At 71.5% G+C, this 25,245-nt stretch carries 25 protein-coding genes; 14 read left to right on the top strand and 11 right to left on the bottom strand.

Translation table 11 applies throughout. From position 1 onward, the window contains the following. The first annotated feature begins 268 nt into the window (after positions 1-268). Positions 269-484: an I78 family peptidase inhibitor gene (locus CEB94_RS09095; protein WP_053672320.1), complete on the top strand. Its 216-nt coding sequence runs from the start codon at positions 269-271 to the stop codon at positions 482-484. A gap of 76 nt (positions 485-560) precedes the next feature. Here the strand turns inward: CEB94_RS09095 and CEB94_RS09090 are convergent, their stop codons facing one another. Both CEB94_RS09090 and CEB94_RS09085 read right to left on the bottom strand, forming a co-directional pair. Beyond that, the gene (locus CEB94_RS09090; protein ID WP_175431682.1) at positions 561-1,559 is read right to left on the bottom strand and encodes a phosphatase PAP2 family protein; all 999 of its coding nucleotides are present in this window, start codon (positions 1,557-1,559) and stop codon (positions 561-563) included. A 227-nt stretch (positions 1,560-1,786) separates the two neighbouring features. Further along, the gene (locus CEB94_RS09085) at positions 1,787-3,001 is read right to left on the bottom strand and encodes a glycosyltransferase family 39 protein (RefSeq protein WP_175431681.1); all 1,215 of its coding nucleotides are present in this window, start codon (positions 2,999-3,001) and stop codon (positions 1,787-1,789) included. Positions 3,002-3,264: 263 nt separating this feature from the next. On the opposite strand from CEB94_RS09085, the gene CEB94_RS09080 reads away from it, so the two are divergent. Further along, positions 3,265-4,866 carry an MFS transporter gene (locus CEB94_RS09080; protein ID WP_175431680.1) on the top strand — a complete coding sequence of 534 codons (1,602 nt, stop codon included), beginning with the start codon at positions 3,265-3,267 and terminating at the stop codon, positions 4,864-4,866. Positions 4,867-5,354: 488 nt separating this feature from the next. Then, entirely contained in the window at positions 5,355-6,545 is a 1,191-nt protein-coding gene (locus CEB94_RS09075; protein ID WP_175431679.1) for an acyl-CoA dehydrogenase family protein, read from the top strand. A 49-nt stretch (positions 6,546-6,594) separates the two neighbouring features. Here CEB94_RS09075 and CEB94_RS09070 read toward each other — a convergent pair whose 3' ends face one another. Beyond that, entirely contained in the window at positions 6,595-7,032 is a 438-nt protein-coding gene (locus tag CEB94_RS09070; RefSeq protein WP_175431678.1) for a cell division protein SepF, read from the bottom strand. A 291-nt stretch (positions 7,033-7,323) separates the two neighbouring features. Here CEB94_RS09070 and CEB94_RS09065 point away from each other — a divergent pair, with 291 nt between their 5' ends. From CEB94_RS09065 to CEB94_RS09050, 4 genes are all read left to right on the top strand, one after another. Continuing rightward, on the top strand, positions 7,324-8,562 hold the full coding sequence (locus CEB94_RS09065) for a DUF5685 family protein (protein WP_175431677.1): 1,239 nt from the start codon (positions 7,324-7,326) through the stop codon (positions 8,560-8,562). A 210-nt stretch (positions 8,563-8,772) separates the two neighbouring features. Beyond that, positions 8,773-9,066 (top strand): hypothetical protein, encoded by a 294-nt coding sequence (locus tag CEB94_RS09060; RefSeq protein WP_175431676.1) that lies wholly within the window; start codon positions 8,773-8,775, stop codon positions 9,064-9,066. Positions 9,067-9,250: 184 nt separating this feature from the next. Then, on the top strand, positions 9,251-10,156 hold the full coding sequence (locus CEB94_RS09055; RefSeq protein WP_175431675.1) for a S1 family peptidase: 906 nt from the start codon (positions 9,251-9,253) through the stop codon (positions 10,154-10,156). Positions 10,157-10,524: 368 nt separating this feature from the next. Next, positions 10,525-11,607, top strand: coding sequence for a S1 family peptidase (locus CEB94_RS09050; protein ID WP_175431674.1), 1,083 nt, complete (start codon positions 10,525-10,527; stop codon positions 11,605-11,607). Positions 11,608-11,927: 320 nt separating this feature from the next. Here CEB94_RS09050 and CEB94_RS09045 read toward each other — a convergent pair whose 3' ends face one another. Continuing rightward, a complete protein-coding gene (locus tag CEB94_RS09045; protein ID WP_175431673.1) occupies positions 11,928-12,950 on the bottom strand; it encodes a DUF3533 domain-containing protein in 1,023 nt (340 codons plus the stop codon). A gap of 154 nt (positions 12,951-13,104) precedes the next feature. On the opposite strand from CEB94_RS09045, the gene CEB94_RS09040 reads away from it, so the two are divergent. Then, on the top strand, positions 13,105-16,593 hold the full coding sequence (locus tag CEB94_RS09040) for a DNA polymerase III subunit alpha (protein ID WP_175431672.1): 3,489 nt from the start codon (positions 13,105-13,107) through the stop codon (positions 16,591-16,593). Continuing rightward, complete coding sequence (locus CEB94_RS09035; protein ID WP_175431671.1) at positions 16,590-17,573, top strand: DNA polymerase Y family protein; 984 nt, start codon at positions 16,590-16,592, stop codon at positions 17,571-17,573. The genes CEB94_RS09040 and CEB94_RS09035 overlap by 4 nt, the downstream gene beginning before the upstream one ends. Before the next feature lie 16 nt (positions 17,574-17,589). Here CEB94_RS09035 and CEB94_RS09030 read toward each other — a convergent pair whose 3' ends face one another. Continuing rightward, on the bottom strand, positions 17,590-17,964 hold the full coding sequence (locus CEB94_RS09030; protein WP_175431670.1) for a cupin domain-containing protein: 375 nt from the start codon (positions 17,962-17,964) through the stop codon (positions 17,590-17,592). Positions 17,965-18,043: 79 nt separating this feature from the next. On the opposite strand from CEB94_RS09030, the gene CEB94_RS09025 reads away from it, so the two are divergent. Next, positions 18,044-18,490: a MarR family winged helix-turn-helix transcriptional regulator gene (locus tag CEB94_RS09025; protein WP_175431669.1), complete on the top strand. Its 447-nt coding sequence runs from the start codon at positions 18,044-18,046 to the stop codon at positions 18,488-18,490. 173 nt (positions 18,491-18,663) lie between these two features. Beyond that, on the top strand, positions 18,664-19,524 hold the full coding sequence (locus CEB94_RS09020) for an esterase/lipase family protein (protein ID WP_175431668.1): 861 nt from the start codon (positions 18,664-18,666) through the stop codon (positions 19,522-19,524). 93 nt (positions 19,525-19,617) lie between these two features. Here the strand turns inward: CEB94_RS09020 and CEB94_RS09015 are convergent, their stop codons facing one another. After that, complete coding sequence (locus tag CEB94_RS09015) at positions 19,618-20,622, bottom strand: lytic polysaccharide monooxygenase (RefSeq protein ID WP_175431667.1); 1,005 nt, start codon at positions 20,620-20,622, stop codon at positions 19,618-19,620. A 183-nt stretch (positions 20,623-20,805) separates the two neighbouring features. Here CEB94_RS09015 and CEB94_RS09010 point away from each other — a divergent pair, with 183 nt between their 5' ends. Beyond that, positions 20,806-21,255, top strand: coding sequence for a GNAT family N-acetyltransferase (locus CEB94_RS09010; RefSeq protein ID WP_175431666.1), 450 nt, complete (start codon positions 20,806-20,808; stop codon positions 21,253-21,255). 30 nt (positions 21,256-21,285) lie between these two features. Here CEB94_RS09010 and CEB94_RS41670 read toward each other — a convergent pair whose 3' ends face one another. Beyond that, positions 21,286-21,420, bottom strand: a complete 135-nt coding sequence (locus CEB94_RS41670; RefSeq protein ID WP_281292498.1) for a hypothetical protein — start codon at positions 21,418-21,420, stop codon at positions 21,286-21,288. A gap of 139 nt (positions 21,421-21,559) precedes the next feature. On the opposite strand from CEB94_RS41670, the gene CEB94_RS09005 reads away from it, so the two are divergent. Further along, a complete protein-coding gene (locus tag CEB94_RS09005; RefSeq protein WP_246111759.1) occupies positions 21,560-22,192 on the top strand; it encodes a class I SAM-dependent methyltransferase in 633 nt (210 codons plus the stop codon). On the opposite strand, the gene CEB94_RS09000 is transcribed toward CEB94_RS09005, so the two are convergent. Both CEB94_RS09000 and CEB94_RS08995 read right to left on the bottom strand, forming a co-directional pair. Then, the gene (locus tag CEB94_RS09000) at positions 22,151-22,651 is read right to left on the bottom strand and encodes a ribonuclease FAU-1 family protein (protein ID WP_175431665.1); all 501 of its coding nucleotides are present in this window, start codon (positions 22,649-22,651) and stop codon (positions 22,151-22,153) included. The two genes, CEB94_RS09005 and CEB94_RS09000, sit on opposite strands and share 42 nt — an antisense overlap. Then, entirely contained in the window at positions 22,632-23,561 is a 930-nt protein-coding gene (locus CEB94_RS08995) for a GNAT family N-acetyltransferase (RefSeq protein WP_175431664.1), read from the bottom strand. The genes CEB94_RS09000 and CEB94_RS08995 overlap by 20 nt, the downstream gene beginning before the upstream one ends. A gap of 71 nt (positions 23,562-23,632) precedes the next feature. Between CEB94_RS08995 and CEB94_RS08990 the strand changes: the two genes are divergently transcribed. Further along, positions 23,633-24,001: a GntR family transcriptional regulator gene (locus CEB94_RS08990; protein WP_175431663.1), complete on the top strand. Its 369-nt coding sequence runs from the start codon at positions 23,633-23,635 to the stop codon at positions 23,999-24,001. A gap of 6 nt (positions 24,002-24,007) precedes the next feature. On the opposite strand, the gene CEB94_RS08985 is transcribed toward CEB94_RS08990, so the two are convergent. Together CEB94_RS08985 and CEB94_RS08980 are read right to left on the bottom strand one after the other, a co-directional pair. Continuing rightward, complete coding sequence (locus CEB94_RS08985; RefSeq protein ID WP_175431662.1) at positions 24,008-24,784, bottom strand: DUF72 domain-containing protein; 777 nt, start codon at positions 24,782-24,784, stop codon at positions 24,008-24,010. Between the two features lie 63 nt (positions 24,785-24,847). Beyond that, positions 24,848-25,243, bottom strand: coding sequence for a hypothetical protein (locus tag CEB94_RS08980; RefSeq protein ID WP_175431661.1), 396 nt, complete (start codon positions 25,241-25,243; stop codon positions 24,848-24,850). Positions 25,244-25,245: the final 2 nt, after the last annotated feature.

Raw genomic sequence — 25,245 nt, 5'->3', positions numbered from 1 at the left:
CGCCGGGCCGGTACGGCACCGGAAAGGAATGGCGCCCCGGAGGCACTTCACCCGGCACTTTCCGCCGGGCTTTTCCATGAGCTCATGTGACACGCGGGAATTACGATCGAATGCCTGCGGAAGGCGTACGGAACCGCTCGTCCGTGTGACGGACAGCTCCCGAAACTCCTGTCGTGATCTTGTGACAGAAGCGTGACGGGAGGCGGACAGTGACCGGGGCGGCGGGCCCGGACTTCCGCGGTCGGCGGGCAGCACATAGCGTGGCGGCATGGCACCGACTCCGACACCTTCCGCGGAACCCGACGACAGCCCGGACACGTATGTCGGCCTGGAGGCCGGCCGGGCCGAAAGCCTCGCGCGTGAGCGCGGCTGGCCGACGGTGCGCGCGCTGCCGCCGGGCGCGATCATCACGATGGAGTACCGCGTGGGCCGGCTGAACTTCGAGGTCAAGGGCGGCCGGGTGGCGCGGGCCTGGAAGGGCTGAGACCCGGCGAAGGCCCCGGTTCCGCTCCGGAACCGGGGCCTTCGCGATGCCGTACGCGGTGCGCACCGGCCTGTGGTCAGCCGCCCGTCAGGGGGCGGGCCGACGGGGTCGAACCGCGCGGGTGGCGCTCCGGGTGCGGCGGGCGGCGGCTGCCGGCCGGGGTGACCGGCGTGCGCTCCGAGCGGGCCGTGTGGGGGCCCGGCGTCAGATAGACCGGGGCCCGGGACGAGCAGGCCCCGACATCGTCCCGGTCGTCGGCGGGCAGGGGCGTGACCACCACGGGCGGCGCTTCCACCGGGGTGGCCGAGGTGCGGCGCCTGCGGGCCAGCAAACGGTCGCGGAGGTCGAAGATCCTGGTCTCGGCACGGGCGATCAGCGGCTCGAACCACGGCAGGCCGAGCAGAATCAGCAGACCGGCGGTCCAGCCGAGGATCACATCGCTCAGCCAGTGCGTACCGAGGTAGACCGTCGCCATCCCGACGCCGAGCGAGGTCACCGCGGACACGGCGGACAGCCAGCGCTGCGCTCTCGCGGAGGACGCCAGGTAGGCCAGGATTCCCCAGGTCACGACGGCGTTGGCGGTGTGACCGCTCGGAAATATATCGCCGCCGAGCCACATCTCGTTCGAGCCGATCGAGGTCGCGTAGTGCGGTCCCAGACGGCCCATGCCGTACTTGGCGGCGCCGACCGTGATGTTCAGCAGCAGCAGTGAGACGCCGAGCGCGAGCAGCGGCCGCAGGGTGTGCTGCCGCCAGGAGCGCCAGCCCAGCCAGGCCGCGACCATCACGGCGGTCGGGCCGCGCTGGCCGAGGACCACGTAGTAGTCGACGAACCAGTGGATCTCCGACCACTGCTGGTACGGGCGGAAGAACATGACCTGCCAGTCGAGCCGGACCAGCCAGGACGTGATCACCACGGCCCACACGATCGCGCCGTAGAAGGCCAGGGTCGCCGCGAAGAGCACGATGCGGTGCCTGCTCATCTTCGGCACATCGATGTGGGCCGGTCGTTCCGGCTCACGGTCCAGCCGGGCGAACACCCGGTCCAGACGGGTGAGCTTCGGTTCGGTACGCACCCAATCGACGTTACAGCGAGTGAGCTCAGATCCCCGGCGAATCAACGGCTTTGTGATGACGATGTGATGTGGGATTCCTCTCAGGCGGAGGTTTATTTCCAGCGAATCTGCAATCGCCGGACGCTGTGGCCTTCAATTCCTTTGATCATTCCGGATGCGGGTTTTATTGCGCTTTTGAATTCGTTCACCGGAGCATGGGGCGGAATTCCCCTTGCGCTCACAGCGGGTCAGGGCGGACCGGAGCCGTTCAGCCAGAACGCCCCGTACACCGCAGAGGCGACCGCCACGGACCCGAGCACCATCGCTGACCTGCGCATACGCAGTCCGGCCAGGGACCGCGCGAAGGGCAGCAGCAGAGGGAAGGCCGGCAGCAGCAGACGCGGTTTCGAGCCGAAGTAGCTCGACGCGCACAGGGCGAGCGCGGTCACGACCCCGGTGTAGACCAGCAGCGGCAGCGGCTGGCGCTGACGTACTCCGGTCACATACAGCCAGATGACTGACGCCACCCCGAGGATCAGTCCCACGCCGGCCAGAGCCGCCGGGAACGACGTGAACTTCTCGGCGACGAACCGGGCGAAGGCGTATCCGCCGTCGAAGCCGTTGCGCCATCCGGCCTGGACGTCCAGATAGCCCAGCGGGCCCTTGCCGGTGCGGTGACCGACCCAGAGCACGTAGCCGACGGTGCCGAGGGGTGCCAGGAGCATGCCGAGCCCACGCCGGATGCGGGTCCCGGGGCCGGCCGGGGCGCGCGGGGCGTCCTGCTCGGCCGTGCGTCTGTCGTCTGCCGAGTCGGCCGTACGCCGGTTCCGTACGAAGGAGGCCACCGCCGCCACCCACACCGCCGCCACCACGGCCAGCCCCACCGGACGGGTCAGCCCCGCGAGCAGGGCCAGCGTGCCCGCCGTCACCCAGCGGCCGGTCAGCACCGCGTACAGCGACCATGCCGCGAGCGCAGTGAACAGGGACTCGCTGTACGCCATCGACTGCACGATCCCGACCGGCAGCACGGCCCACAACAGCACCGCGCACACCCCGGCCCGGCGGCCGTACACCCGGTCCGCCACCGCGAAGATCCCCCAGGCCGCGGCGAGCGAGGCGAACAGGCTGACGAGGAACCCCCCGTCCGCGTACGACAGCGGCGACACCGCCGCCACCAGCCGCTCCAGCCAGGGCAGCAGCGGGAAGAACGCCAGGTTCGAGTGCACGTCCCCGTTGGCGAGCCGCACCTCGTAGCCGTAGCCGAGCTCGGCGACCCTGACGTACCAGAGCGCGTCCCAGCGGGCGGTCAGCAGCGTGTACGCGCTCTTGTCCCGCGCCGCGCTCCACAGGAACAGGGCGAGCAGGCCCAGGGCGCGGACAGCCGCGTACCCGGCGAGCGCCGGGGCCGCTCGGCGCAGCGCCCCGGCGCGGGGCGGGGCCGCGCGCGTCTCAAGATCGGTCACGGGCCCGATTATCGACCCGGGGCGGAACCGCCCGGCCGACCGGGGCGTGGACGACACAGGAGCGAGTGGCGTACGCCACATCGTCCCGCCGGAGGTGTGAGAGGTCCGCCACTGGTCTCCGTCGGGGACTCGCGTACGCTGACGTGTCACTCGCTTTTCGTTTGCGCGGGCCGGAGACCACCGCTCCTCTCCGGCCGAGTCGCGGGGGCGTCCCCCACCCCGTGAGCCCGCCGATCGCGAGGGAACATCTGGGAGGTACGTACATGTCCGGGACGACCACGGCCGCCGCAGCGCTGCGCCGTAGGGCGGCCGGGGCCGGTGCCAACCGCTGGGTGGTTCTCGTCGTCCTCTGCGCCAGCCTGCTGCTGGTCGCCGTCGACGCCACCGTGCTGCACGTGGCGGTCCCCGCCGTCACGGAGGACCTGAAGCCCGGCGGGATAGAGCTGCTCTGGATCGTCGACGTCTACCCACTGGTCTGCGCCTCGCTGCTGATCCTGTTCGGCACGCTGGGCGACCGCGTCGGCCGCCGAAGAGTCCTGCTCCTCGGATACACGCTGTTCGGCGTCGCCTCCGGCCTCGCGGCGCTGGCCGACAGCGCGCAGGTACTGATCGTGGCGCGGGCGCTGCTCGGCGTCGGCGGGGCGATGATCATGCCCGCGACCCTGTCGATCCTGCGGCAGGTCTTCCCGGACCGGCGCGAGCGGGCGCTCGCGATCGGCATCTGGAGCGCCGTGGCCGCGGTGGGCGCGGCGGTCGGTCCGCTGCTCGGCGGCTTCCTGCTGGAGCACTTCTGGTGGGGCTCGGTGTTCCTCGTCAACATTCCGTTGATGCTGGTCAGCCTCCCGGTGGGACGACTGCTGCTGCCCGAGTCGAAGGGGGACGGCAAGGGCCCCTGGGACGTGGTCGGTGCGCTGATGGCGGCGGCCGGGCTGTTCGGTGTCGTGCTGGGCGTGAAGCGGCTCGGCGGCGGAGAGTCGGTGGGCAGTCTGCTCACCGTGCTGCCACTGGTGGTGGGCGCGGCGCTGCTGGTCGGCTTCGTACGGCGGCAGCGGCGGCGGACGTATCCGCTGGTCGACCTCAGGATGTTCGCGCGGCCGGCGTTCAGCACGTCCGTCGGGTGCATCGTGCTGGCGATGCTCGCGCTGGTGGGCCTGGAACTGATCGCCGCGCAGTACCTGCAGCTGGTGCTCGGGCTGTCGCCGCTGGAGACCGGGCTGCGGCTGCTGCCGCTGACGTTCGCGGCGATGGCGGCCGGGCTGGCCGGGGCGCGGATGCTGCGGCGGTTCGGGCCGCGGCGGATGGTGTGCGCCGGGTTCTGCCTCACGGCGTTCGCGGTGGTGCTGCTGACGGGGCTGGGCCGGACGGACGACTGTGCGCTGATGCTGAGCGGGTTCGTGCTGCTCGGCTTCGGGCTGGAGACGACGCTGTTCGGGGCGTACGAGTCGATGCTGAGCGAGGCGCCGCAGGACCAGGCCGGTGGGGCGGCGGCGATCGGGGAGACGTCGTACCAGCTCGGGGCGGGGATCGGGATCGCGCTGCTCGGCACGGTGATGAACGCGGCGTACGCGCCCGGGCTGTCGGGTGTGCCGGGGGTGTCGGCGGCGGCGTCCTCCTCGGCGGGGCATTCGCTGGGGGAGGCGTACGAGGTCGCCGCGCGGCTGGGCGGGTCTGCCGGTGCTGCTTTGCGGCATGCCGCCCGGGATGCGTTTGTGCACGGGCTGCATGTGACGTTGCTGGTGAGTGCGGGGTTGTTGCTGCTGGGGGCGGTGATGGCGTTGCGGTTGCCGCGGGTCATGCAGTGCGAGTCGGGGCCGGTGGAGTTGCCCGCCCCCAGGGACGCGGCGGAGTCACGCGTCTCGGTATGACCCCCCCTCTTCGCCCACCCACGCGCCGCCCGTAACCGCTCCTGAAGGGGTGGAGGTCGCCCGCGGGGGCGGGCCGCCGTCGGCGGCTTGCGGGCCTCGCATGCGGGCACCTCCTGGGCCGCGCCCGGAGGAGGCAGGACCGCGCCCAGGCCGAAAACCGACTGGCTGTCACCTCGACACGCGTCTCCCTTGACCCGGCATCCGGTGTCCGCACCCGGCTTCCATGCCCGGCGTCCGGCGCTTCGGCCCGGTTGCCGTGCTCGCGGTGGGGGTTCCCGGCGCGGGGAGACCGTGCTCGGGGCGGGGGTCTTCCTGCGTCCGGCGTGGCGTTTTGCCGCTTGGCCATGGCTCGCAGTCGCGGGGCGGCGCGGGGACCCCGCGGGAGACCAGGACTGGTCAGTTGGCGGCTACGGGTGGTGCGTGGGTGGGTGGGCGTCGTAGCGTCTTGGTTAGCGGTGCTAGTTAAAGAGTTTCGGAGGGTGTCGATCATGTCCGGTTCGTCCAAGCTGCCTCCCTTCGATCCCGGCGATCCCCTCGGCCTGGACGACCTGCTGGAGCCCGAGGATCTCGGGATCAGGGACACCGTGCGGGCCTGGGCCGCGGACCGGGTGCTGCCGTATGTCGCCGAGTGGTACGAGAAGGGGGAGCTGCCGGGGATCCGGGAGCTGGCCGAGGAGCTCGGCGGGATCGGTGCCCTCGGGATGTCCCTGGACGGGTACGGGTGTGCCGGCGCGTCGGCCGTGCAGTACGGGCTGGCCTGTCTCGAGCTGGAGGCCGCCGACTCCGGGATCCGGTCCCTCGTCTCGGTGCAGGGCTCCCTCGCCATGTACGCGATCCACCGCTTCGGCAGCGAGGAGCAGAAGCAGCGGTGGCTGCCGCGTATGGCCGCCGGCGAGGTCATCGGCTGCTTCGGGCTCACCGAGCCCGATCACGGCTCCGACCCCGCCGCCATGCGCACGTACGCCAAGCGCGACGGCTCCGACTGGATCCTCAACGGCCGCAAGATGTGGATCACCAACGGCTCCGTCGCCGGCGTCGCCGTCGTGTGGGCGCAGACCGAGGACGGGATCCGCGGGTTCGTCGTGCCGACCGGCAGCGGAGGGTTCTCCGCACCCGAGATCAAGCACAAGTGGTCCCTCAGGGCCTCCGTCACCAGCGAGCTCGTGCTCGACGACGTCAGGCTGCCCGCCGACGCCGTCCTCCCGGAGGTCACCGGCCTGCGCGGACCCCTCAGCTGTCTGTCCCACGCCCGGTACGGAATCGTCTGGGGTGCCATGGGCGCGGCCCGCAGCAGTTTCGAGGCCGCGGTCGACTACGCGAAGTCACGGGAGCAGTTCGGGCGCCCCATCGGCGGCTTCCAGCTCACCCAGGCCAAACTCGCCGACATGGCGGTCGAACTGCACAAGGGGATTCTGCTCGCCCATCATCTGGGGCGGCGTATGGACGCCGGCCGCCTGCGTCCCGAGCAGGTCAGCTTCGGCAAGCTCAACAACGTCCGGGAAGCGATCGAGATCTGCCGCACGGCCCGGACCATTCTCGGCGCCAACGGGATCTCGCTCGAATATCCCGTGATGCGGCACGCGACCAACCTCGAATCGGTGCTCACCTATGAGGGCACCGTCGAGATGCACCAGCTCGTGCTGGGCAAGGCGCTCACCGGACTCGATGCCTTCCGGTAGACCGGTCCGGTAACCCTGCGCGGGGGCAGGGCCGGTGAGCGGCCCTGCCTCAGCTCTGGTTGAAGAAGCCGTCCGTGCGGTGCGCGGCCGGGTCGCCGTTGACGATCTCCGTGTTGGCGGGGGTCAGCAGGAACACGCGGGTCGACACTCTCTCGATCGAACCGCGCAGGCCGAAGATCAGCCCGGCCGCGAAGTCGACCACGCGCTTGGCGTCGGAGGCCTCCATGGCCGTGAGGTTCATGATGACCGGCACGCCCTCGCGGAACAGCTCGCCGATGGCGCGCGCGTCCCGGAAGCTGTCCGGGGTCACCGTGCCGATGCGGCGGCCCTTCTCCTCGGCGACGTCCGAGGCCACCTTGACGCGCGGATCGGTGACCCAGGCCTCCCCGGGCTCGGCCCCATCGGAGTAGTCGTCGTCGTAGTAACGCTCGTCTTCGTTGTCGTCGACGAGGCCAAGCCAGGCACTTGCCTTGCGTACCGATCCCATGGACGCCTCCTCTCACAGCGGTCTTTTCTGCTTTCCGCATCCCTATGGTCGTCCATGATGCGGATGGCGCGCCAAGTGGATAGACGCCGCACGGGGGGTTTGTGACGGTACTGGTGCACAGCGATTCCGTCGAGAGTCCGTGTGTCCCAAGGGCCGTTTCCCAAACGGCTGCTGACTGTGAGTGAAATATGATTCTTCTCGGCGTACGGGTGACGGCCGGGGCGTACGGGTGAATGCGTGGACCGATACGATGCCGCAGCTCAGCGTCGTTACGAAGCTCGGGGGAGCGTTGTGTTCGGAATCGTCAGGCCCTGTAGACACCGGCTCGGGGAGAAGCTCACCAGCCAGTGGATGGCGCATTTGTGCGGGCTCTGCCTCGCCCTGCGCGGTGACCACGGACAGTTCGCGCGGATAGTGACGAACTATGACGGACTTCTCATATCAGTTTTGACGGAGGCTCAGACGGACAGTGACGGGACCGGTCGGCGTACGGCCGGACCGTGCCCGCTGCGCGGTATGCGCACCGCCTCCGTCGCGCACGGCGAGGGGGCCCGGCTCGCAGCCGCCGTCTCCCTGGTGCTGGCCTCGGCGAAGATGCGCGATCACGTCACCGACGGTGACGGGCTGTTGGCCCGCAGGCCGGTGGCGCGTGCCGCCCACCGGATCGCCGCGAGCTGGGACACGGCCGGCGCCCGGAGCGGCACCGCTGTGGGATTCGACACCGCCCTCCTGGTCGACGCCGTGGACCGGCAGGCCGGGATCGAAGCGCTGGCCGGGCCCGGGACGCCGCTCCTGACGGTCACCGAACCGACCGAGACCGCGACCGCCGCTGCCTTCGCGCACACGGCGGTCCTCGCCGGCCGGCCGCGCAACGCCGGGCCGCTCGCCGAGGCCGGACGGCTCTTCGGACGCCTCGCGCACCTGCTGGACGCCGTGGAGGACCGGCACACTGACGTCGCGTCAGGCGCCTGGAACCCCATCGCCGCTACCGGCACCTCCCTCGCGGAGGTCCGCCGGCTCGCCGACGACGCGCTGCACGGCATTCGGCTCGCGCTGCGCGACGCCGAGCTCGCCGACGCGCAGCTCGTGCATCTGCTGCTCGTACACGAACTGCGGCGCTCGGTGGACCGGGCGTTCGGCACGGTGCCGGTGTGCGCCTCCCACCAGGGCGGCGGACCCCATGGACAGCAGGGACCCCACGGACAGCCGCCGCAGGGGCCCTACGGCTCCCCGCACCACCCGTACGCGGGCGGTGGCGTACCTCCGTACGCCGGTGGGGGAGACGGGTTCGGCGGGTTCGGCGGAGGCGGGTTCGGCGGGGGCGGGTTCGGCGGGGGCGCGCCGGTGCCCCAGCCACCCCGCCGGCGTGGGTTCTGGGCCGGCTGCGGGATGTTCTGGCTGCTGTGCTGCACCTGCAAGCTGTGCTGCGCAAAGGAGTACGAGGGGCCGTGGTCCCGCAAGAAGCGCGAGGGCGTCTGCCGGGACTGCGACTGCGACGGGTGCGACTGCTGCTGCCCGTGCGACTGCTGACACGCCCCGCGTGGCAGGGGCGCGCGTAGGGCAACGGAGCCAGCCCAGGACTGGCTGCGGTGGCAGCGGTGGCTGCGGTGGCACGAGCGGTGCTTCGCGACGGTGTCGGCGCCGAGCGCGCCCGCGGCTGTCGCGCAGCCGTACGCCCCCTCGCGCTCGCCGGCACGCTCCCCCAGTGCGGGGGCACCCTCAGGCTCGAGGACTATCCGGATGGTCGACTTCCGGACATCCCCGGACGCGGTCGGGCTGACCGCCGCCGCGGCGGACGGATTCATCGTCGGCGGACGGCCCTTCGGTGGTGAGGTGCGGCTCGCGGCCAACCCGGGCTCCGCGAGCAGGGCCCGGGCGGCGTACGGCGAGCGGCGGCTGGTCGTGCTGGTGCGCGAGGGGGCGTGGGGCGTATGGGACTTCGACCCGGAGCCCGCCGCGCGCCGGGCGTTCCGCGGCCTCCGGGTGACGTGCGGGCGGGGGCCCCGGAAGCCGGCCGCGGGGGCGACTTCGTAAAGATCCCTCAAAGGTTGAAGTCCGAAAGGCACTCTTGCGCCGACCGGCCGTTCGGCCGAATACTCCCCCTCAGCGCTTGTCAGGGGCACGGCGTGTTCGGAATCCGAACCGCCGGTCCCAGGCTGCGCCTCACGGGCCCGAAACCCCACGAGGGCCCCCTACTTCCTTTGTGGAGGAACGAAAAGTGAGGATCAAGCGCACCACCCCCCGCAGTGGCATTTCGAGACGGACCCGGCTGATCGCCGTTTCCACCGGACTCGTTGCCGCCGCAGCGATCGCGATCCCCAGCGCGAACGCCTCCGACGCCCCCTCCACCTTCAGCACCGCGGAGCTCAAGAGCGCCAGCGGCTCGTTGCTGAAGGCCGACATCCCGGGTACCGCCTGGGCCGTCGACAGCAAGACCAACCGTGTGCTCCTGACCGTGGACAGCACGGTCACACAGGCCGAGATAGCGAAGATCAAGCAGCAGGCCGGCGGCAACGCCGACGCGCTCACGATCAAGCGCGTCCCCGGCACGTTCAACAAGCTCATCCAGGGCGGCGACGCCATCTATGCGAGTAGCTGGCGCTGCTCCCTCGGCTTCAACGTCCGTGCCAGCAACGGCACCGAGTACTTCCTGACCGCCGGTCACTGCACCGACGGCGCGGGCACCTGGTACTCCAACTCCGGCCGCACCACGGTCATCGGCTCGACCGCCGGCTCCAGCTTCCCGGGCAACGACTACGGCCTCGTGCGCTACAGCGGGTCCGTCAGCCGCCCCGGCACCGCGAACGGCGTGGACATCACGCGCGCGGCCACCCCGAGCGTGGGCACCACCGTCATCCGCGACGGCTCAACGACCGGTACGCACAGCGGCCGTGTCACCGCCCTCAACGCCACCGTCAACTACGGCGGCGGTGACATCGTCTCCGGCCTGATCCAGACCACTGTCTGCGCCGAGCCCGGTGACTCCGGCGGTTCGCTGTACGGCAGCAACGGTGTGGCCTACGGCCTGACCTCCGGCGGCAGCGGCAACTGCTCGTCCGGTGGCACGACGTTCTTCCAGCCCGTCACGGAGGCCCTGAGCGCCTACGGCGTCAGCGTCTACTAGGCGCCCCCGGCGGCAGTTCGCGGCACTTCACGGCCCCCGCACGCACCGCGTGCGGGGGCTTTGTGCTGTGTGCGGGCTCCTCCGGAACTGGACGCCGGAGGGGCGAAATTCAGCCACGGGTAGACCTCGTAGAGTGCGTGCACATTACTCACCCGTAATGTTTGCAGTGTGAACGCGTGGGAGTTGGGTCCGTTTTGATCGTGGACGGTCAAAATGAGGGGGCGTGCGAAGCGCTGTCTACGCGCGTCTCGAACTCACCCTTGTGTGCTCCCCGTTGTCCTCGGAATAGTGGGCGCTCGTCAACGAAGCCTTCCGGCTCGTGAGGTCCCCACAACCTCTCGTGCCGACCCCCCACAGGAGGACACAAGTTGAAGCACCGACGCATACCCAAGCGGCGTGCAGCCGTGGCAGGCGCGGGCATCGCCGCGCTGGTCGCCGCGGGAGTGACGTTCCAGACCGCGAACGCCAGTGAGACCCCCGAGGCGTCCGCACCCCGGACCCTGTCGGTCACGGCGGCCGGAAAGCTCGCCTCGACGCTGGCCGAGGACCTGGGCGGCGACGCCGCCGGGACGTACTACGACACCAAGAGCAAGAGCCTTGTGGTGAACGTGCTCGACGAAGCCGCCGCGCAGGCCGTCGAGAAGGCCGGCGCCAAGGCGAGAGTCGTGGCGAACTCCCTCGCCGAACTCAAGAGCGCCCGCAGCACGCTGAAGCAGGACGCGACGATCCCGGGCACGGCCTGGGTGACCGACCCGACGACGAACAAGGTCGTCGTGACCGCCGACCGCACGGTCTCCAAGGCCGAGTGGGCGACGCTGACGAAGGTCGTGGACGGGCTCGGGGCGAAGGCCGAACTCAAGCGGTCGAAGGGGGAGTACAAGCCCTTCATCGCCGGTGGCGACGCGATCACCGGTGGCAGCGGGCGCTGCTCGCTGGGCTTCAACGTGGTCAAGGGCGGCGAGCCGTTCTTCCTGACCGCCGGGCACTGCACCGAGGGCATCTCCACGTGGTCGGACTCCAGCGGCAAGGAGATCGGCACCAACGCGGACTCCAGCTTCCCGGACAACGACTACGGGCTGGTCGAGTACACCGCGGAGGTTGCTCACCCGAGTGAGGTGAACCTCTACAACGGGTCCACCCAGAAGATCTCGGGCGCCGCGGACGCGACCGTCGGCATGGCGGTCACCCGGAGCGGGTCGACCACGCAGGTGCACGAGGGCAAGGTCACGGGGCTGGACGCCACCGTGAACTACGGCAGCGGCGACATCGTGAACGGGCTGATCCAGACCGACGTGTGCGCGGAGCCGGGTGACAGTGGCGGGTCGCTGTTCTCGGGTGACAAGGCGGTCGGGCTCACGTCCGGTGGCAGCGGTGACTGCACCTCCGGTGGGGAGACGTTCTTCCAGCCGGTGACCGAGGCGCTGTCGGCGACCGGGACGCAGATCGGCTGACACGCGAGTGTGTGAAGTCCCGCCCCTTGTGCGAGGGGCGGGACTTTTGCGTGTACCTCCGGTGGTGGGCGGCGCCTGCGCTGGGGCGGGGGGCGCGTCGTCTGCGCCTGCGCGGTGGTGGTGGGTCGGGGCCGTGTCGGGGGGTGTCCGTCCTCGGAACGGCGCGATGGGGTCTCACGCCGACTGACTGTCCGTTGACGCGCCAACCAGCTGCGGGCGGACACCCCCCGACACGTCCCCTTCCGTGCGTGCGCTGGTGCGGGCCGCTGCGGGCGGTCCCCTTCCGTGCGTGCGCGGGTGCGGGCCTCCTCTGGCTGTGGTTACGGCGTCCGCGGCGTGTTCGCGCGTCTTCGTAGTGTGGCCGCCGCCATGGTGATCGCGGTTCCCGCCACCGCCCATGCCGCCAGAACCAGGAGTGACGTCGTCATCGCGTTGTTGCCGAAGTAGGCGATGGAGCGCGTCGACCAGGTGCCGGCGCCCGGGGGCAGGGCCGGGCCGATCGCCTTCCAGAAGGGTGGGAGGAGGGGTGGGGGCAGGGCGCCACCCGCGCTGGGGTTGCCGAGGATGACCACCAGCAGGATGACCAGGCCGATGCCGATCGTGCCGAAGACGCCCTGGAGGGCGAGGGTGGCCGCGCCCACGGCGAAGATGATCAGGGTGCCCAGGCCCCAGAGGGCCGCGGTGCTGCCCGGCAGGGCGTCCAGGACCGGGCCGGTGATGAGGGCTCCGCCGAGACCGCCGGTGAGGGCGACCAGGGCCATGACGGCCAGGCGGATCGCGGCTCGGGTGGGGCTGGAGGGTTTCGCCCCGGCGCTGATGGCCAGGGCCGCGGCACCCAGATAACCGCCCACGCACCAGCCGATCACCAGGTAGAAGGACGACAGTCCGTTGGGGTCGTGGGGCGCGGACGGGATCACGTCGATCGTCCGGATGGTGCGTCGCTCGGACTTCTCCAGGGTGGTGACCAGGGTCGTCAGTGTGGTGGAGAGGACCCTGCCGCCCCCGGAGGCGACCAGGAGGGTGTCGGTGCTGCCCCCGGGGTCGATGATCAGAGCCGCGTCGATGTCGCGGTGGGTGAGCTGGGTCCGGGCCGTTGCCTCGTCGGGCAGGGCGCGGGGGTCCAGGGGGGAGCCGGGAAGGCGTTCCAGGCGGGTGAGCGCCTGGTCGGCGGCGGCCTGGGGGGCGACCAGGCCGAAGGGGACGTCCTTGGGTTTCGGGTCGTGCAGTGCTCCCACGTAGGAGGCGATGAACAGCAGCTGGAGCGCGATCACGCCGACGATGAGCAGGGTGGCCCGGGGGGTGACGGCGTCTCTCACCTCGGCGAGGAACGAGCGGTGCGGCATGCCTCCACGGTCGGGGGGCGGGGGGTGTTTTCGCAGGTGGGACGGGGCCGAACGGATGTCGTACATACATTCGAGGATGGAGGTATGGTGGGGGTGAGGTAGCTGGGAACAGATGTTCGAGAGCTGGTGTGGCTCACGAGTGCGGGAGGTGCGTGTGCCGGGGTTCACGCATCTGCACACCGTCTCCGGATTCTCGTTGCGCTATGGAGCCTCGCATCCGGAGCGGCTGGCCGAGCGTGCCTCCGAGCGGGGCATGGAGGCCCTGGCGCTGACCGACCGCGACACGCTCGCCGGTGCGGTGCGGTTCTCGAAGGCCTGCGGGAAAGCGGGGGTCCGGCCGCTGTTCGGAGCCGATCTGGCGGTGGCGGGTGCGGAGCCCGAGCGGCGGGAGCGGCGCAGGACTCCGGTGCGGGGTGGTGCCTTCGTCGACGAGTCGGCTCCCCGCGTGACTTTTCTCGCCCGGGACGGCGCCCGGGGGTGGGGGGAGCTGTGCCGGCTCGTCTCGGCTGCTCACGAGGGGGAGGGGACGCCCCTGCTGCCCTGGGAGCGCAATCACGCCGAGGGGCTGACCGTGCTGCTCGGGCCCGGATCGGACGTCGGGCGAGCCCTGGCCGCGGGGCGGCCCGACCGTGCGGCGCGGCTGCTCGTGCCCTGGCGTGACATCTACGGCGACGACCTGCGGCTGGAGGCCGTCTGGCACGGCCGGGAGGGGACGGGGCCGGGGTCGCTGCGGCTGGCCGCCCGTACCGTCGGGTTCGCCGCCGAGCAGCGGATCCGGCCCGTGCTCACCAACGCGGTGCGGTACGCGGACCCCGGTCTCGGGCCGGTCGCCGACGTGCTGGACGCCGCCCGGCGGCTGGTGCCCATCGATCCGGCCAAGGGGCTGGACTCCGGTGAGGCCTGGCTCAAGGGCGCCGGGGACATGTTCGGTGCGGCGGAGCGGATCGTGGAGGCCGCGGGGTTCCGGCGGGAGACCGCACACCGGCTGGTGGCGCAGACGGAGGCCGCGGCCGCCGAGTGTCTGGTCGATCCCGAGGACGATCTCGGGATCGGTACCGTCCACTTCCCCGAGCCGCATCTGGTCGGCGCCGGGCGTCGCACCGCCCAGCGGACGCTGGCCTCGCGGGCGGCGGCCGGGATGGTGCTGCGCGGATACGACCGGCGGCGGGAGTACTGGGAGCGGATGCACCACGAGCTGGACATCATCGCCCACCACGGGTTCGCCTCCTACTTCCTGACCGTCGCCCAGGTGGTCGACGACGTCAGGGAGATGGGCATCCGGGTCGCCGCCCGCGGGTCCGGGGCCGGGTCGCTCGTCAACCATCTGCTCGGTATCGCGCATGCCGATCCGATCGAGCACCGGCTGCTGATGGAGCGGTTCCTGTCGAAGGAGCGGGTCGTGCTGCCCGACATCGACATCGACGTGGAGTCCGCGCGGCGGCTGGAGGTCTACCGCGCGATCATCGACCGGTTCGGCACCGAGCGGGTCGCGACGGTCGCGATGCCGGAGACGTATCGCGTACGGCACGCCATCCGTGACGTGGGGGCCGCCCTGTCCATGGACCCGGCAGAGATCGACCGGGTCGCCAAGTCCTTTCCTCATATCCGGGCGCGGGACGCTCGCGCGGCGCTGGAGGAGCTGCCCGAGCTGCGCGCGCTGGCGGGGGAGAAGGAGAAGTACGGGAGGCTGTGGGAGCTGGTCGAGGCGCTGGACGCCCTGCCGCGTGGGGTGGCCATGCACCCGTGCGGGGTGCTGCTGTCCGACGCCTCGCTGCTGGCGCGTACGCCGGTCATGCCGACCAGCGGCGAGGGCTTTCCGATGTCGCAGTTCGACAAGGACGACGTCGAGGACCTCGGGCTGCTGAAGCTCGATGTGCTGGGCGTGCGGATGCAGTCGGCCATGGCGCACGCGGTGGAGGAAGTGGAGCGGGTGTCGGGGGTGAGGGTCGATCTGGACGGGCTGCCGCCGGGGGATCCGGAGACGTACCGGCTGATCCAGTCCACCGAGACCCTCGGGTGCTTCCAGATCGAGTCGCCCGGGCAGCGGGACCTGGTCGGGCGGCTCCAGCCGGCCGGCTTTCACGATCTCGTCGTCGACATCTCGCTGTTCCGGCCCGGGCCGGTCGCCGCCGACATGGTGCGGCCGTTCATCGAGGCGCGGCACGGGCGGGCGCCGATCCGGTATCCGCACCCGGATCTGGAGGGGCCGCTGAAGGAGACGTACGGGGTCGTCGTCTTCCACGAGCAGATCATCGACATCGTCGACATCATGACCGGCTGCGGGCGCGGCGAGGCCGACCGGGTGCGGCGCGGGCTGTCGGATCCGGAGTCGCAGGAGCGGATCAAGGTGTGGTTCGCGCAGCACGCGGCGGCGAACGGCTATGACGCGGAAACGATTCAGCGGACCTGGGAGATCGTCGAGGCCTTCGGGTCGTACGGCTTCTGCAAGGCGCACGCGGTCGCCTTCGCCGTGCCGACGTACCAGTCGGCGTGGCTGAAAACGCATCATCCCGCCGCCTTTTACGCCGGGCTGCTCACCCACGACCCCGGGATGTATCCGAAGCGGCTGCTGCTGGCGGACGCGCGGCGGCGGGGGGTGCCCGTGCTGCCGTTGGACGTGAACGCGTCGGGAGTCGCACACCGTATCGAACTGGTGTCCGGTAAATGGGGGCTGCGGCTGGCCCTCTCCGATGTGTACGGCATCAGCGAGGCCGAGGCGGCGCGGATCGCCGTGGGACAGCCGTACGCCTCGCTGGTCGACTTCTGGGAGCGGGGCCGGCCCAGCCGTCCGCTGGCCCAGCGGCTCGCGCAGGTGGGAGCGCTGGACGCGTTCGGCGCCAACCGCCGGGATCTGCAACTGCATCTGACCGAGCTGCACCGGGGCGCCCGGGGCGGCGGCGGTGGCCAGCTGCCGTTGGCCGGGGGGCGGAAGACCGCCCCGGCCGGGCTGCCCGACCTCACCTCGTCGGAGCGGCTCAGCGCCGAGCTGGGGGTGTTGTCCATGGACGCCTCGCGCAACCTGATGGACGACCACCGGCAGTTCCTCGACGAACTGGGCGTGGTGTCGGCGCGGCGGCTGCGTGAGGCCCGGCACGGGGAGACGGTGCTGGTCGCGGGCGCCAAGGCGGCCACCCAGACGCCGCCGATCCGGTCCGGCAAGCGCGTCATCTTCTCCACCCTGGACGACGGCACCGGCCTGGTCGACCTCGCCTTCTTCGACGACTCCCACGACGCCTGCGCCCACACCGTCTTCCACTCCTGGCTGCTGCTGGTGCGCGGGGTGGTGCAGCGCCGCGGCCCGCGCAGCCTCAGCGTGGTGGGCGCCGCCGCCTGGAACCTCGCGGACCTGCTGGAAGTGCGCCGGGAGGAGGGGCTGGAAGGGGTCGCGGCCCGGCTGGCCGGCGCCGGCGGTTCCGGGGACTCCGGCGACGACGCCGAGGGGGCCGCGCGCAGGCGGCTCGCCGGGTCGGACGGAGCGCCCGCACCGGCGGGTTCCGCGGCCCAGGACCCGATGGAGCAGCGGAAGATCCGCATGGCCACGGGGTACGAGATGCACCCCTGGGCCGATCTGCGCCCCGCGGGGGAAGGACCCGCGGCGGTCGGAAGGAAGTTGTGGCACCAGAGTCCGGGGAGTGCGGGATGACCATCCTCTGCGTACGTTTCCAGCTGCCTCCGACGAGCGAGGCGGACCTGCCCCACCTGCTCGGGATGCTCGAGGAGTTCACCCCCGTCGTCCAGGCCCTGCCGCCGGACGGGGCGCTGGCGGACCTGCGCGGCGCCGAGCGGTACTTCCGGCGGGACGCCGTCGAACTGTCCTCGGTGATCCGGGTGCGGTCGCTCGCGCTGTACGGCGTCGACTGTGCGATCGGGGCAGGTCCCGGGCCGATGCTGGCCCGGATGGCGCTGCGCGACGCTGTCCCCGGGGTGACGTGTGCGGTGCCCGGCGAACCGGACGCCGTCGCGGAGTTCCTCGCGGACAAGCCTGTCGCCGCGCTGCCCGGTGTGGGCGCCGCGACCGCCCGCACGCTGGGCGACTACGGCCTCGACACCCTCGGCCGGGTCGCCGCCGCGCCGCTGTCCACGCTCCAGCGGCTGATCGGTGCGAAGGTCGGCCGCGAGCTGCGTGAGAAGGCGAACGGCGTCGACCGCGGCCGGGTCGTACCGAACGCCGTCTCCCGGTCCCTGGCGACGGAACGCCCCTTCGGACGCGACGAACTGGACCCCGACCGGCACCGCCGGGCGCTGCTGTCGGCAGCCGAGGAGATCGGCGCCCGGCTGCGCGCCCTGGAGAAGGTCTGCCGCACGCTCACCCTCACCGTGCGCTACGCCGACCGGTCGGCCACCACCCGCAGCCGCACCTTGACCGAGCCGACCGCGCACTCCCCGGCGCTGACCAAGGCCGCGTACGGCATGTACGAGGCACTCGGACTGCAACGGGCCCGGGTGCGGGTGATCGCTCTGCGCGCCGAGGGGCTCGACCCCGCCGACCGGGCCGCCCACCAGCTGACCTTCGACCCGGTGGACGAGAAGGTCCGCCGTATCGAGGAGGTCGCGGACCGCGCGCGGGCCAAGTTCGGGCCGCGGGCGGTGATGCCCGGGGGATTGGGAGGGGCGGCGGCGTAGACCCCTCCGCCTGACGTCAGTTGGCCCACGGCGGCGCGATGCGGGTGCCGTCGGCCAGCCGTGCCTCCAGGCCGATCGAGGTGGTGACCCAGGAGTAGGCGGTCCGGTCGGTCGGGTTCTCGACGGTCAGGGTGGCGCCGGCGTTGACGATCACCGTGTCGCCCGCGGCGATCCGCTCGGTGCGGCCGTCAAGGGTGATCAGCAGTTCGCCGTCGAGCAGATGGAAGATCTCCTCCCGGCTGACCGTGTGCGCGGGCGCCTTGAGGCCGGCCGGGATCTCGCCGCGCCAGGCGCACAGCTCCTTGCTGCCGCCGGCCGGGGTGGCGTACGAGACGAAACGGGCGCCGTGGATCTCGTGGGTGACGGCTTCGGACGAGCGGACGATGGGCATGAGACCTCCAAGTGGTCAAGTAGCTTGACTATATAGTCAAGCTACTTGACCATCACGTCAAGGGTGTTTCAATGCACGGGTGCAGAACTCCGAGGCCATGGCCCTGTCCGCCGCCCTGCTCGCCGCCGCCGGCGGGCTCACGCAGCGCATCCACGAGGGCGTGATCGCTCGCGGCTTCGAAGGGCTGCGGCCCGCGCACGGCTTCGCGTTCGCCCGGCTCGCCCCGGACGGGGCGACGGTCACCGACCTCGCCGCCCATCTCGGAGTGACCAAGCAGGCCGCGAGTCAGCTCGTCGACGAGATGGTGCGCAAGGGGTATGCCGAGCGGCAGCCGCATCCCGGGGACGCGCGGGCGCGGCTGGTCGTGCTGACCGCGCGGGGCTGGGAGTGCACGCGGGCGGCGGAGGAGGCCGCCGCGGAAGCCGTGCGGGAGTGGCGGGATCTGCTGGGGGAGCGGGAAGTGCGGTCACTGGGGGAGCAGTTGCTGCGGATCGCTCCTCACGGGCCCATTCGGCCTGCCTGGTGAGGGGGCGTCGGGCGGGAGTCCGGGCGGCGCCGGTTAGCACCGCAAGTTTTACTGACGCGTAACTTCCCAGTTCGACTACTCGCTCGTAACTTGACGAGTGAACAGCATCCTCGTGATCCGGATCACAGGGCCCGTGCCGCCGCACCTCCCTTGAGCCGCAAGGAGATCACCCGATGCTGCCCTGGAAACGAGTGCTCAGACCCCTGGCCGCGCTGCTGCTGACCGCCGCAGCCGTCACCGTCCCCGCCACCACCGCCCAGGCCACCGGCGCCCCGAGCTCCGGCTGGAACGACTACTCCTGCAAGCCGTCCGCCGCCCACCCCCGCCCCGTCGTCCTCGTCCACGGCACCCTCGGGAACTCCGTCGACAACTGGCTGGGCCTCGCCCCCTACCTCAAGGTCCGCGGCTACTGCGTCTTCTCCCTCGACTACGGGCAGCTGGAGGGGGTCCCCTTCTTCCACGGCCTCGGACCCGTCGAGAAGTCCGCCGGACAGCTGAAGGACTTCGTGGACAAGGTGCTCGCCGCCACCGCGGCCGCCGAGACCGACGTCGTCGGGCACTCGCAGGGCGGCATGATGCCCCGCTACTACCTGAAGTTCCTCGGCGGAGCCGCCAGGGTGAACGCCCTGGTCGGCATCGCGCCCAGCAATCACGGCACCACTCTGAGCGGGTTCACCCGCCTGCTGCCGTACTTCCCGGGCGCCGCGGACCTGTTGGCGAAGAACACCCCCGCCCTCGCCGACCAGGTCACCGGCTCCGCCTTCCTCGCCAAGCTCAACGCGGGCGGCGACACCGTGCCCGGCGTGCGCTACACCGTCATCGCCACCCGGTACGACGAGGTGGTCACGCCGTGGCGCAGCCAGTACCTGACCGGGCCCGACGTGCGCAACGTCCTGCTCCAGGACCTGTGCCCCGTCGACCTGTCCGAGCACGTGGCGGTCGGGCTGCTGGACCGGGTCGTCTTCCACGAGGTGGCCAACGCCCTCGATCCGGGGCGTGCCAAGCCCACCACCTGTGCTTCGGCGTTCGAATGACACGTGTCAGTGATGGGCGACTGCCCGGGAAACGATTCGGGGCCTGCCCGGCCTGAGCCGCCGGACAGGCCCCGGGTCATGGGGCGGTGGACGTCAGCCGCCGTGCCGTCCGCCACTCACCGTGCGGCGCCGGGCCGACAGGAACAGGGCCGACGAGCCGAGCGCCAGCGTGGCCGCGCCGCCGATCGCGAGATAGGTGGTGCCGCTGTCGCCGCCGGTCTCGGCGAGGTTCTCGGTGGCACCGGCCGCCTTCGGCCGGTTGGGCGCGGGTGCGGCGGCCTTCGGCCGGCCCGGCGTGCTCTCCTGCGGGGCCGCGGCCGGCTCCGCAGAGGTGCTGGGGTCGTCGTCGCCGTGCCCGTGGTGCTCGACGGTCGACCTGTCGTTGCCCTCCTCGATCTGCTTCTCGCTGGGAGCGGAGGCGGACGGGGCCGTAGCGGCGGCGCCGCCCGCCGTGCTGTCACCACCGCCGAAGCTGACGTCCGAGCAGGAGTAGAACGCCTCCGGGCTGTCCGAGCGCTGCCAGACCGCGTACAGCAGGTGCTTGCCGGAGCGCTGGGGCAGGGTGCCGGAGAAGGTGTAGAAACCGCCGGTGGCGGCCGGGTCGGTGGACGTCGCGACCGGGTTCGCGAGATCCAGGTCCTTCCAGGCGAGCGGCTCGGCCGGATCGTAGCCGGGCTTGGTGAGGTAGACCTTGAAAGTGCCCTTGTGAGGGGCCGTCACGCGGTACTTGAAGGTGTGCGAGCCGCTGCGCACGCTGGTCGCGGGCCAGTCGGCGCGGGCCAGGTCGAGGCCCTTGAACTGCTCGTTGTTCGCGCTGCACAGCTTGCCGTCCGGGATGAGCCGCTGGTGGCGTCCGCCCGCGTCGCCGATGCGGATGCCGTTCCAGTCGTAGAGGGCCTGGGTGCCGCCCGCCACGACCGCCGCCCCGCACGCGGCCGACTTCGGGCTCTCGGGACCCTCGGCGTAGCACTGCGAGACCCGGCTGACCGGGTCGCCCATCGAGCCGTGTGCGGCGGCCGGGGCGGCGGTCAGCGCGGTCAGGGCGAGCGGGAGGCTGCCGAGAGCGGCGACGGTGGCTGCCTTGCGGCGTGCGGGCATGCGGGAACTCCTCGGAACGGTTTCATGGGACAGGTCCGGGCCCGGGTGGGCCGGATCCCGTGGGGTGCTCCCGAAGCTAGCCCCTGAAAACCGTGAAATCGCCTGCTGAGGGCGGGTGGAGGAGATCCTTATGGCCCGCTTAAGGGAGTGTTCGGACTGGGATCAGGTAGGTACCGTCGCGGCATGGCAGACGAGGAGATCCGGCTGGCCGGGGCCGTCGACGTACCGGTCGTCGCGGGCGTGATCGACGCGGCCTTCCGCCCCTACATCGAGCGCATCGGGCGCGTGCCGCAGCCCATGGAGGAGGACCACGCGGCGAACGTGGCCGCGGGCAAGGTGTTCGTGACGGGCGATCCCGTGACCGGCCTCGTCGTGGTCGAGGCGTTCGAGGACCATCTCTTCCTCGACACCATCGCCGTCCACCCCACCACGCACGGCGGGGGAGTGGGGCGGCGGCTGCTCCGGTTCGTGGACGCACACGCGCGTGCGCTGGGCCTGCCCGAGGTCAGGCTCTGTACGAACGCGCTGATGTGGGAGAACCAGAAGATCTATCCGAGATACGGCTACGAACTGGTGGAACGCCGCGTGGACGGGCCCTACGACCGCGTGCACTACCGCAAGCGGCTGTTCTGAGGCGTGCGTCTCATGACCGGCGCCGGCCGTTCAGCCCTCAGGCCACCAGGTGCGGGCGATGTCCTTGCGGACCTCGGGGCGCCCGGCGGGGCACTCGTCGACCTCATCGCGGACCCGGCGGACGTCCGTCTTCTTCAGGGGCTTCTGCACGGTCACACGGCGCATGGCTGCCTCCTCAATGGTCTACCGGGTTCCGCGTTCTCACGGAGGTAGACCTTTCGGGGGAGAGTTACTCATCGCTCCTGGTTTGTCAGTGGCGGCAGTCACGATGGGCGTGTCAGTGGCGGGTGTCACTCTTGGGCCCATGACGAACGTGGACTGGGACGCCGAGGCCGCCTCCTTCGACGAGGAGCCGGACCACGGCCTGCGCGATCCCGAGGTGCGCCGCGCCTGGGCCGGGCGACTGCGCGGCTGGCTGCCCGGGCGGGCGGGAGACGTCCTCGATCTCGGGTGCGGCACCGGCAGCCTGTCACTCCTCGCGTCCGAGCAGGGACACCGGGTGAGGGGCGTCGACCTCTCCCCGGCGATGGTGACGCTCGCCAGGGAGAAACTCGCCGGGCGTGACGCGGTGTTCCTCGTCGGTGACGCCGCGGCACCGCCGATCGGGGAGCAGCGCTTCGATGCCGTGCTCGTCCGGCACGTCCTGTGGGCCCTGCCCGATCCCGGCCGCGCCCTCAGGCACTGGTGCGGGCTGCTGCGGCCGGGCGGGCGGCTCGTGCTGGTCGAGGGCGTGTGGGGGAGCGTCGAGCCGGTCGGCGTACCCGCCGAGCGGCTCACCGGCCTGCTCGCCCCGATCGCCGGTCGGGTGTCCGTGGAGCGGCTCTCGCACGATCCGCTGCTGTGGGGCGGGCAGGTGACGGACGAGCGGTACGCGGTGATCGCGCAGGTGAGGACGTCAGGCCAGGAGCGCGGTGAAGCCGCCGCCGCGGGCCAGTGACTCCAGCTCGTCGAGCGCGGCCAGGGCGGCCCGTGCCGCCTCCGGGTCCGACTCGTCGAGGCCGCTCTCGGCGAACTCGTCCTCGTCCAGGCGCCGTACGTCCGCACCGTCCGCGGAGCGCCACAGGTCCAGGTCGAGATCCTCCACGACCAGTTCCGCACCGGAGCGCCGGGCGGGGCGGGTGACGTCGCAGTACCAGCCCTTCAGCGCGCCCTTGGCGGAGCGGACCTCCTTCACCGCGTACCAGCGGTCGCGCCAGTAGTACTCCGTGAAGACGTCCCCGGGCTCGAAGCGGACGAACCCGAAGTCGCGGACGCCGGAGCCCGCCCACGGGGCCCGGACCGCGACCCGGGTGCCGTCGTCCGTCAGCAGCTCGCCGGTGTAACGGATCTTCGTACGGCCCGCCTTGACGAGTACGACGTCCAGCTGCGGGAGCCGGTCAGCCGAGTTCGCGGACATAACGCACTTCCTTCGCGCAGATTTCGTAGCCGAACCACTTGTTGATGGCGATCATCGGCTCGTTGCCGGTGTCGTTGCCGGTGAACGCCTCCTTGTACCCCGCGGCGCGGGCGCGGTGCAGGGAGTCGTTCTTGGCGAGCTTCGCCAGGCCACGGCCGCGGAAATCCCGGGCCGTGCCGGTCATCGCGGTGCTGTAGCGGGAATCGCCGTCGGTGTACGCCACGCTGAAGGCGGCGGGCCGCCCGTCGACGACGGCGACCGTCGTCAGGTCGCGGTTCAGCAGCGGGTGCTTCCAGTTCTCCTCGAGCCAGGCCTCGTAGTCCGTGAACTCCACGTCGATGTCGCTCGGTTCGTCCGACGAGGTCTCCGCGTCCAGTTCGAACATCGGGCGCGGGTCGTCCGCGAAGCCGGCGGCCGTGCGCAGCTCGACGCCCGCCGGGAGGTCCTGGCGGGGCGGCAGGGTGCCGGCCGCCAGGTCCAGGCGCAGGAACCAGGCGGAACGGCTGGCCCGGAAGCCGTGCCGCTCGGCGAAGGCGAGGTTGTCCGGCTCGTCCAGCACCCAGGTGAACAGCTTGGTGACGCCCAGACGTCCCAGGCGCTCCTCGGCGGTGCGCAGCAGGAGCGAACCGGCGCCGCGACCCCGGTGGCCCGGGCGCACGTAGATGTTGGCGGAGCCCTGGCCGGGCTCCGGGCTGTCGTGGGCCACACTGACCTGGGCCGTGCCGATGATCTCGCCGTCCTCCTCGGCGACGAGCTGCCCGAAGTGGGCGTCCGGGTGCGCGTGCGTCAGGGTGTGCACCACGGACTCGGGTGTGGACAGCATGTAGGGCAGGGCGAGGCGGCGGGTGTCGGAGAACCCCTCGGCGTCGGCTCGGACGTCGGGACGCAGGTCGCGCACGATCATGGTCATGGAGACGCACGCTACGTGTGGACCCGTCCGGGGTGCCTCTCATTTTCCGTCGGGTGCGCGACAATCGGCCTGTGACCTTGAAGATCGACATCGACGACAGTGCTCCGCCGTACGAGCAGGTGCGGGCGCGGATCTCCGAGCAGGCGCGGTCGGGTGCGCTGCCGGTGGGGTACCGGCTGCCGACCGTGCGGGGACTGGCCGGGTCGCTGGGGCTGGCCGCGAACACGGTCGCCAAGGCGTACCGGGCGCTGGAGGCGGACGGGGTGATCGAGACGCGGGGCCGCAACGGCACGTTCGTGGCTGCCGCCGGCTCGGCGGCGGACCGCGAGCTGGCCTCGGCCGCGCAGGCCTATGCGGAGCGGGCCAGGAGGCTCGGGCTGGGCGAGGACGTCGCGCTCGCAGCGGTCCGGGACGCCCTGCGGGCGGCTTACGGCGAGTAGGAAGTCCTAACCGGACCGCTGCGTCAGCCGCTCGGGGGTCCGCGTGACCTCCAGCCCCGCCGACCTCCCCGTCCGTGCGAACGCCATCGCGTCCTCCACCGCGGCGCCGCCCGGGTCGTTGTTGAAGTACGCGTAGACGTCCTCGCCGCCGGGCCAGGTCGTGGCGATGCGGTCGAGCCAGGTGGCCAGCGAGCGGCGGCCGTAGCGGGGCCAGGGCCGGGCGCGGCCCTGGTGGAAACGGACGTAACCCCAGTCGGTGGTGCGCCACAGGGGTGTCGCCGGGCGGGCCAGGATGTCGGCCCAGCACAGGGCGGCGCGCCGGGACTCCAGGACACGGCGGACCTCCGGCGTCCACCAGGAGTCGTGGCGCGGCTCGACCGCGATCCGGGTCGAGGCGGGGAAGCAGGCCAGGCAGGCGTCCAGCAGGCCCGGGTCGGCGCGCAGGGTGGGCGGGAGCTGCAGCAGGACCGGGCCGAGCCTTTCACCGAGGCCCGCCGCGTGGCTCATCAGGCGGTGCACCGGCTCCTCGGGGTCCTTGAGCCGCTTGATGTGGGTCAGATAGCGGCTCGCCTTGACGGCGACGACGAAGTCTCCGGGCACCCGTCGCCGCCAGTCCTCGAAGGTGTCCCGGGCCGGCAGTCGGTAGAAGGCGTTGTTGATCTCGACGGTGGCGAAGTGCCCGGCGTACTCCTCCAGCCAGAGCCGCATCGGCAGCCCCGACGGGTACAGGACATCCCGCCAGTCCTTGTACTGCCACCCTGACGTGCCGACGAAAAGGGTCATACGCCTATCAAAGCACCGCGCAACCTTGGAGGGTGGCCGTGGCGACCTGGTTCCCCGGAACCGCTACGCGTCAGCGCGCGCGTGGAAGCGGTAGAACAGCAGCAGGAAGACGGCTGCCGTGACCAGCAGCGTCGTGATGACCACGGGACGGATGTCGTCGCCGGTCTGGCTGTAGAGAAAGCCCAGCGCGACGCCGGCGAAGGCGGCCCGGAGCAGGGCGTGCAGGGCGTGCAGGTCGCGCCTGAGGCGCCGGGTCACCTGGACCACGGCGACGCAGAGCGCCATGAAGGCGAGCGCGCTCCACACACCCGACGCCACATCCGGTCCGGTGATCGGACCGCCGTGACGCCGGTTCACCGCGACCCAGTTGCCGTAGACGGCACCGAGGACGACGGGCAGGACCCACCGTGCGGCGCGGTGGGCGGGTTCGCTGAGCACGGTGGGCGCCGTGTGCGCCATCG

It is taken from the genome of Streptomyces hawaiiensis (assembly GCF_004803895.1).
GTDB classification, from domain to species: domain Bacteria; phylum Actinomycetota; class Actinomycetes; order Streptomycetales; family Streptomycetaceae; genus Streptomyces; species Streptomyces hawaiiensis.
Note: the sequence above shows the minus strand (reverse complement) of the source record. Positions and strands in the feature narration are given on the sequence as shown.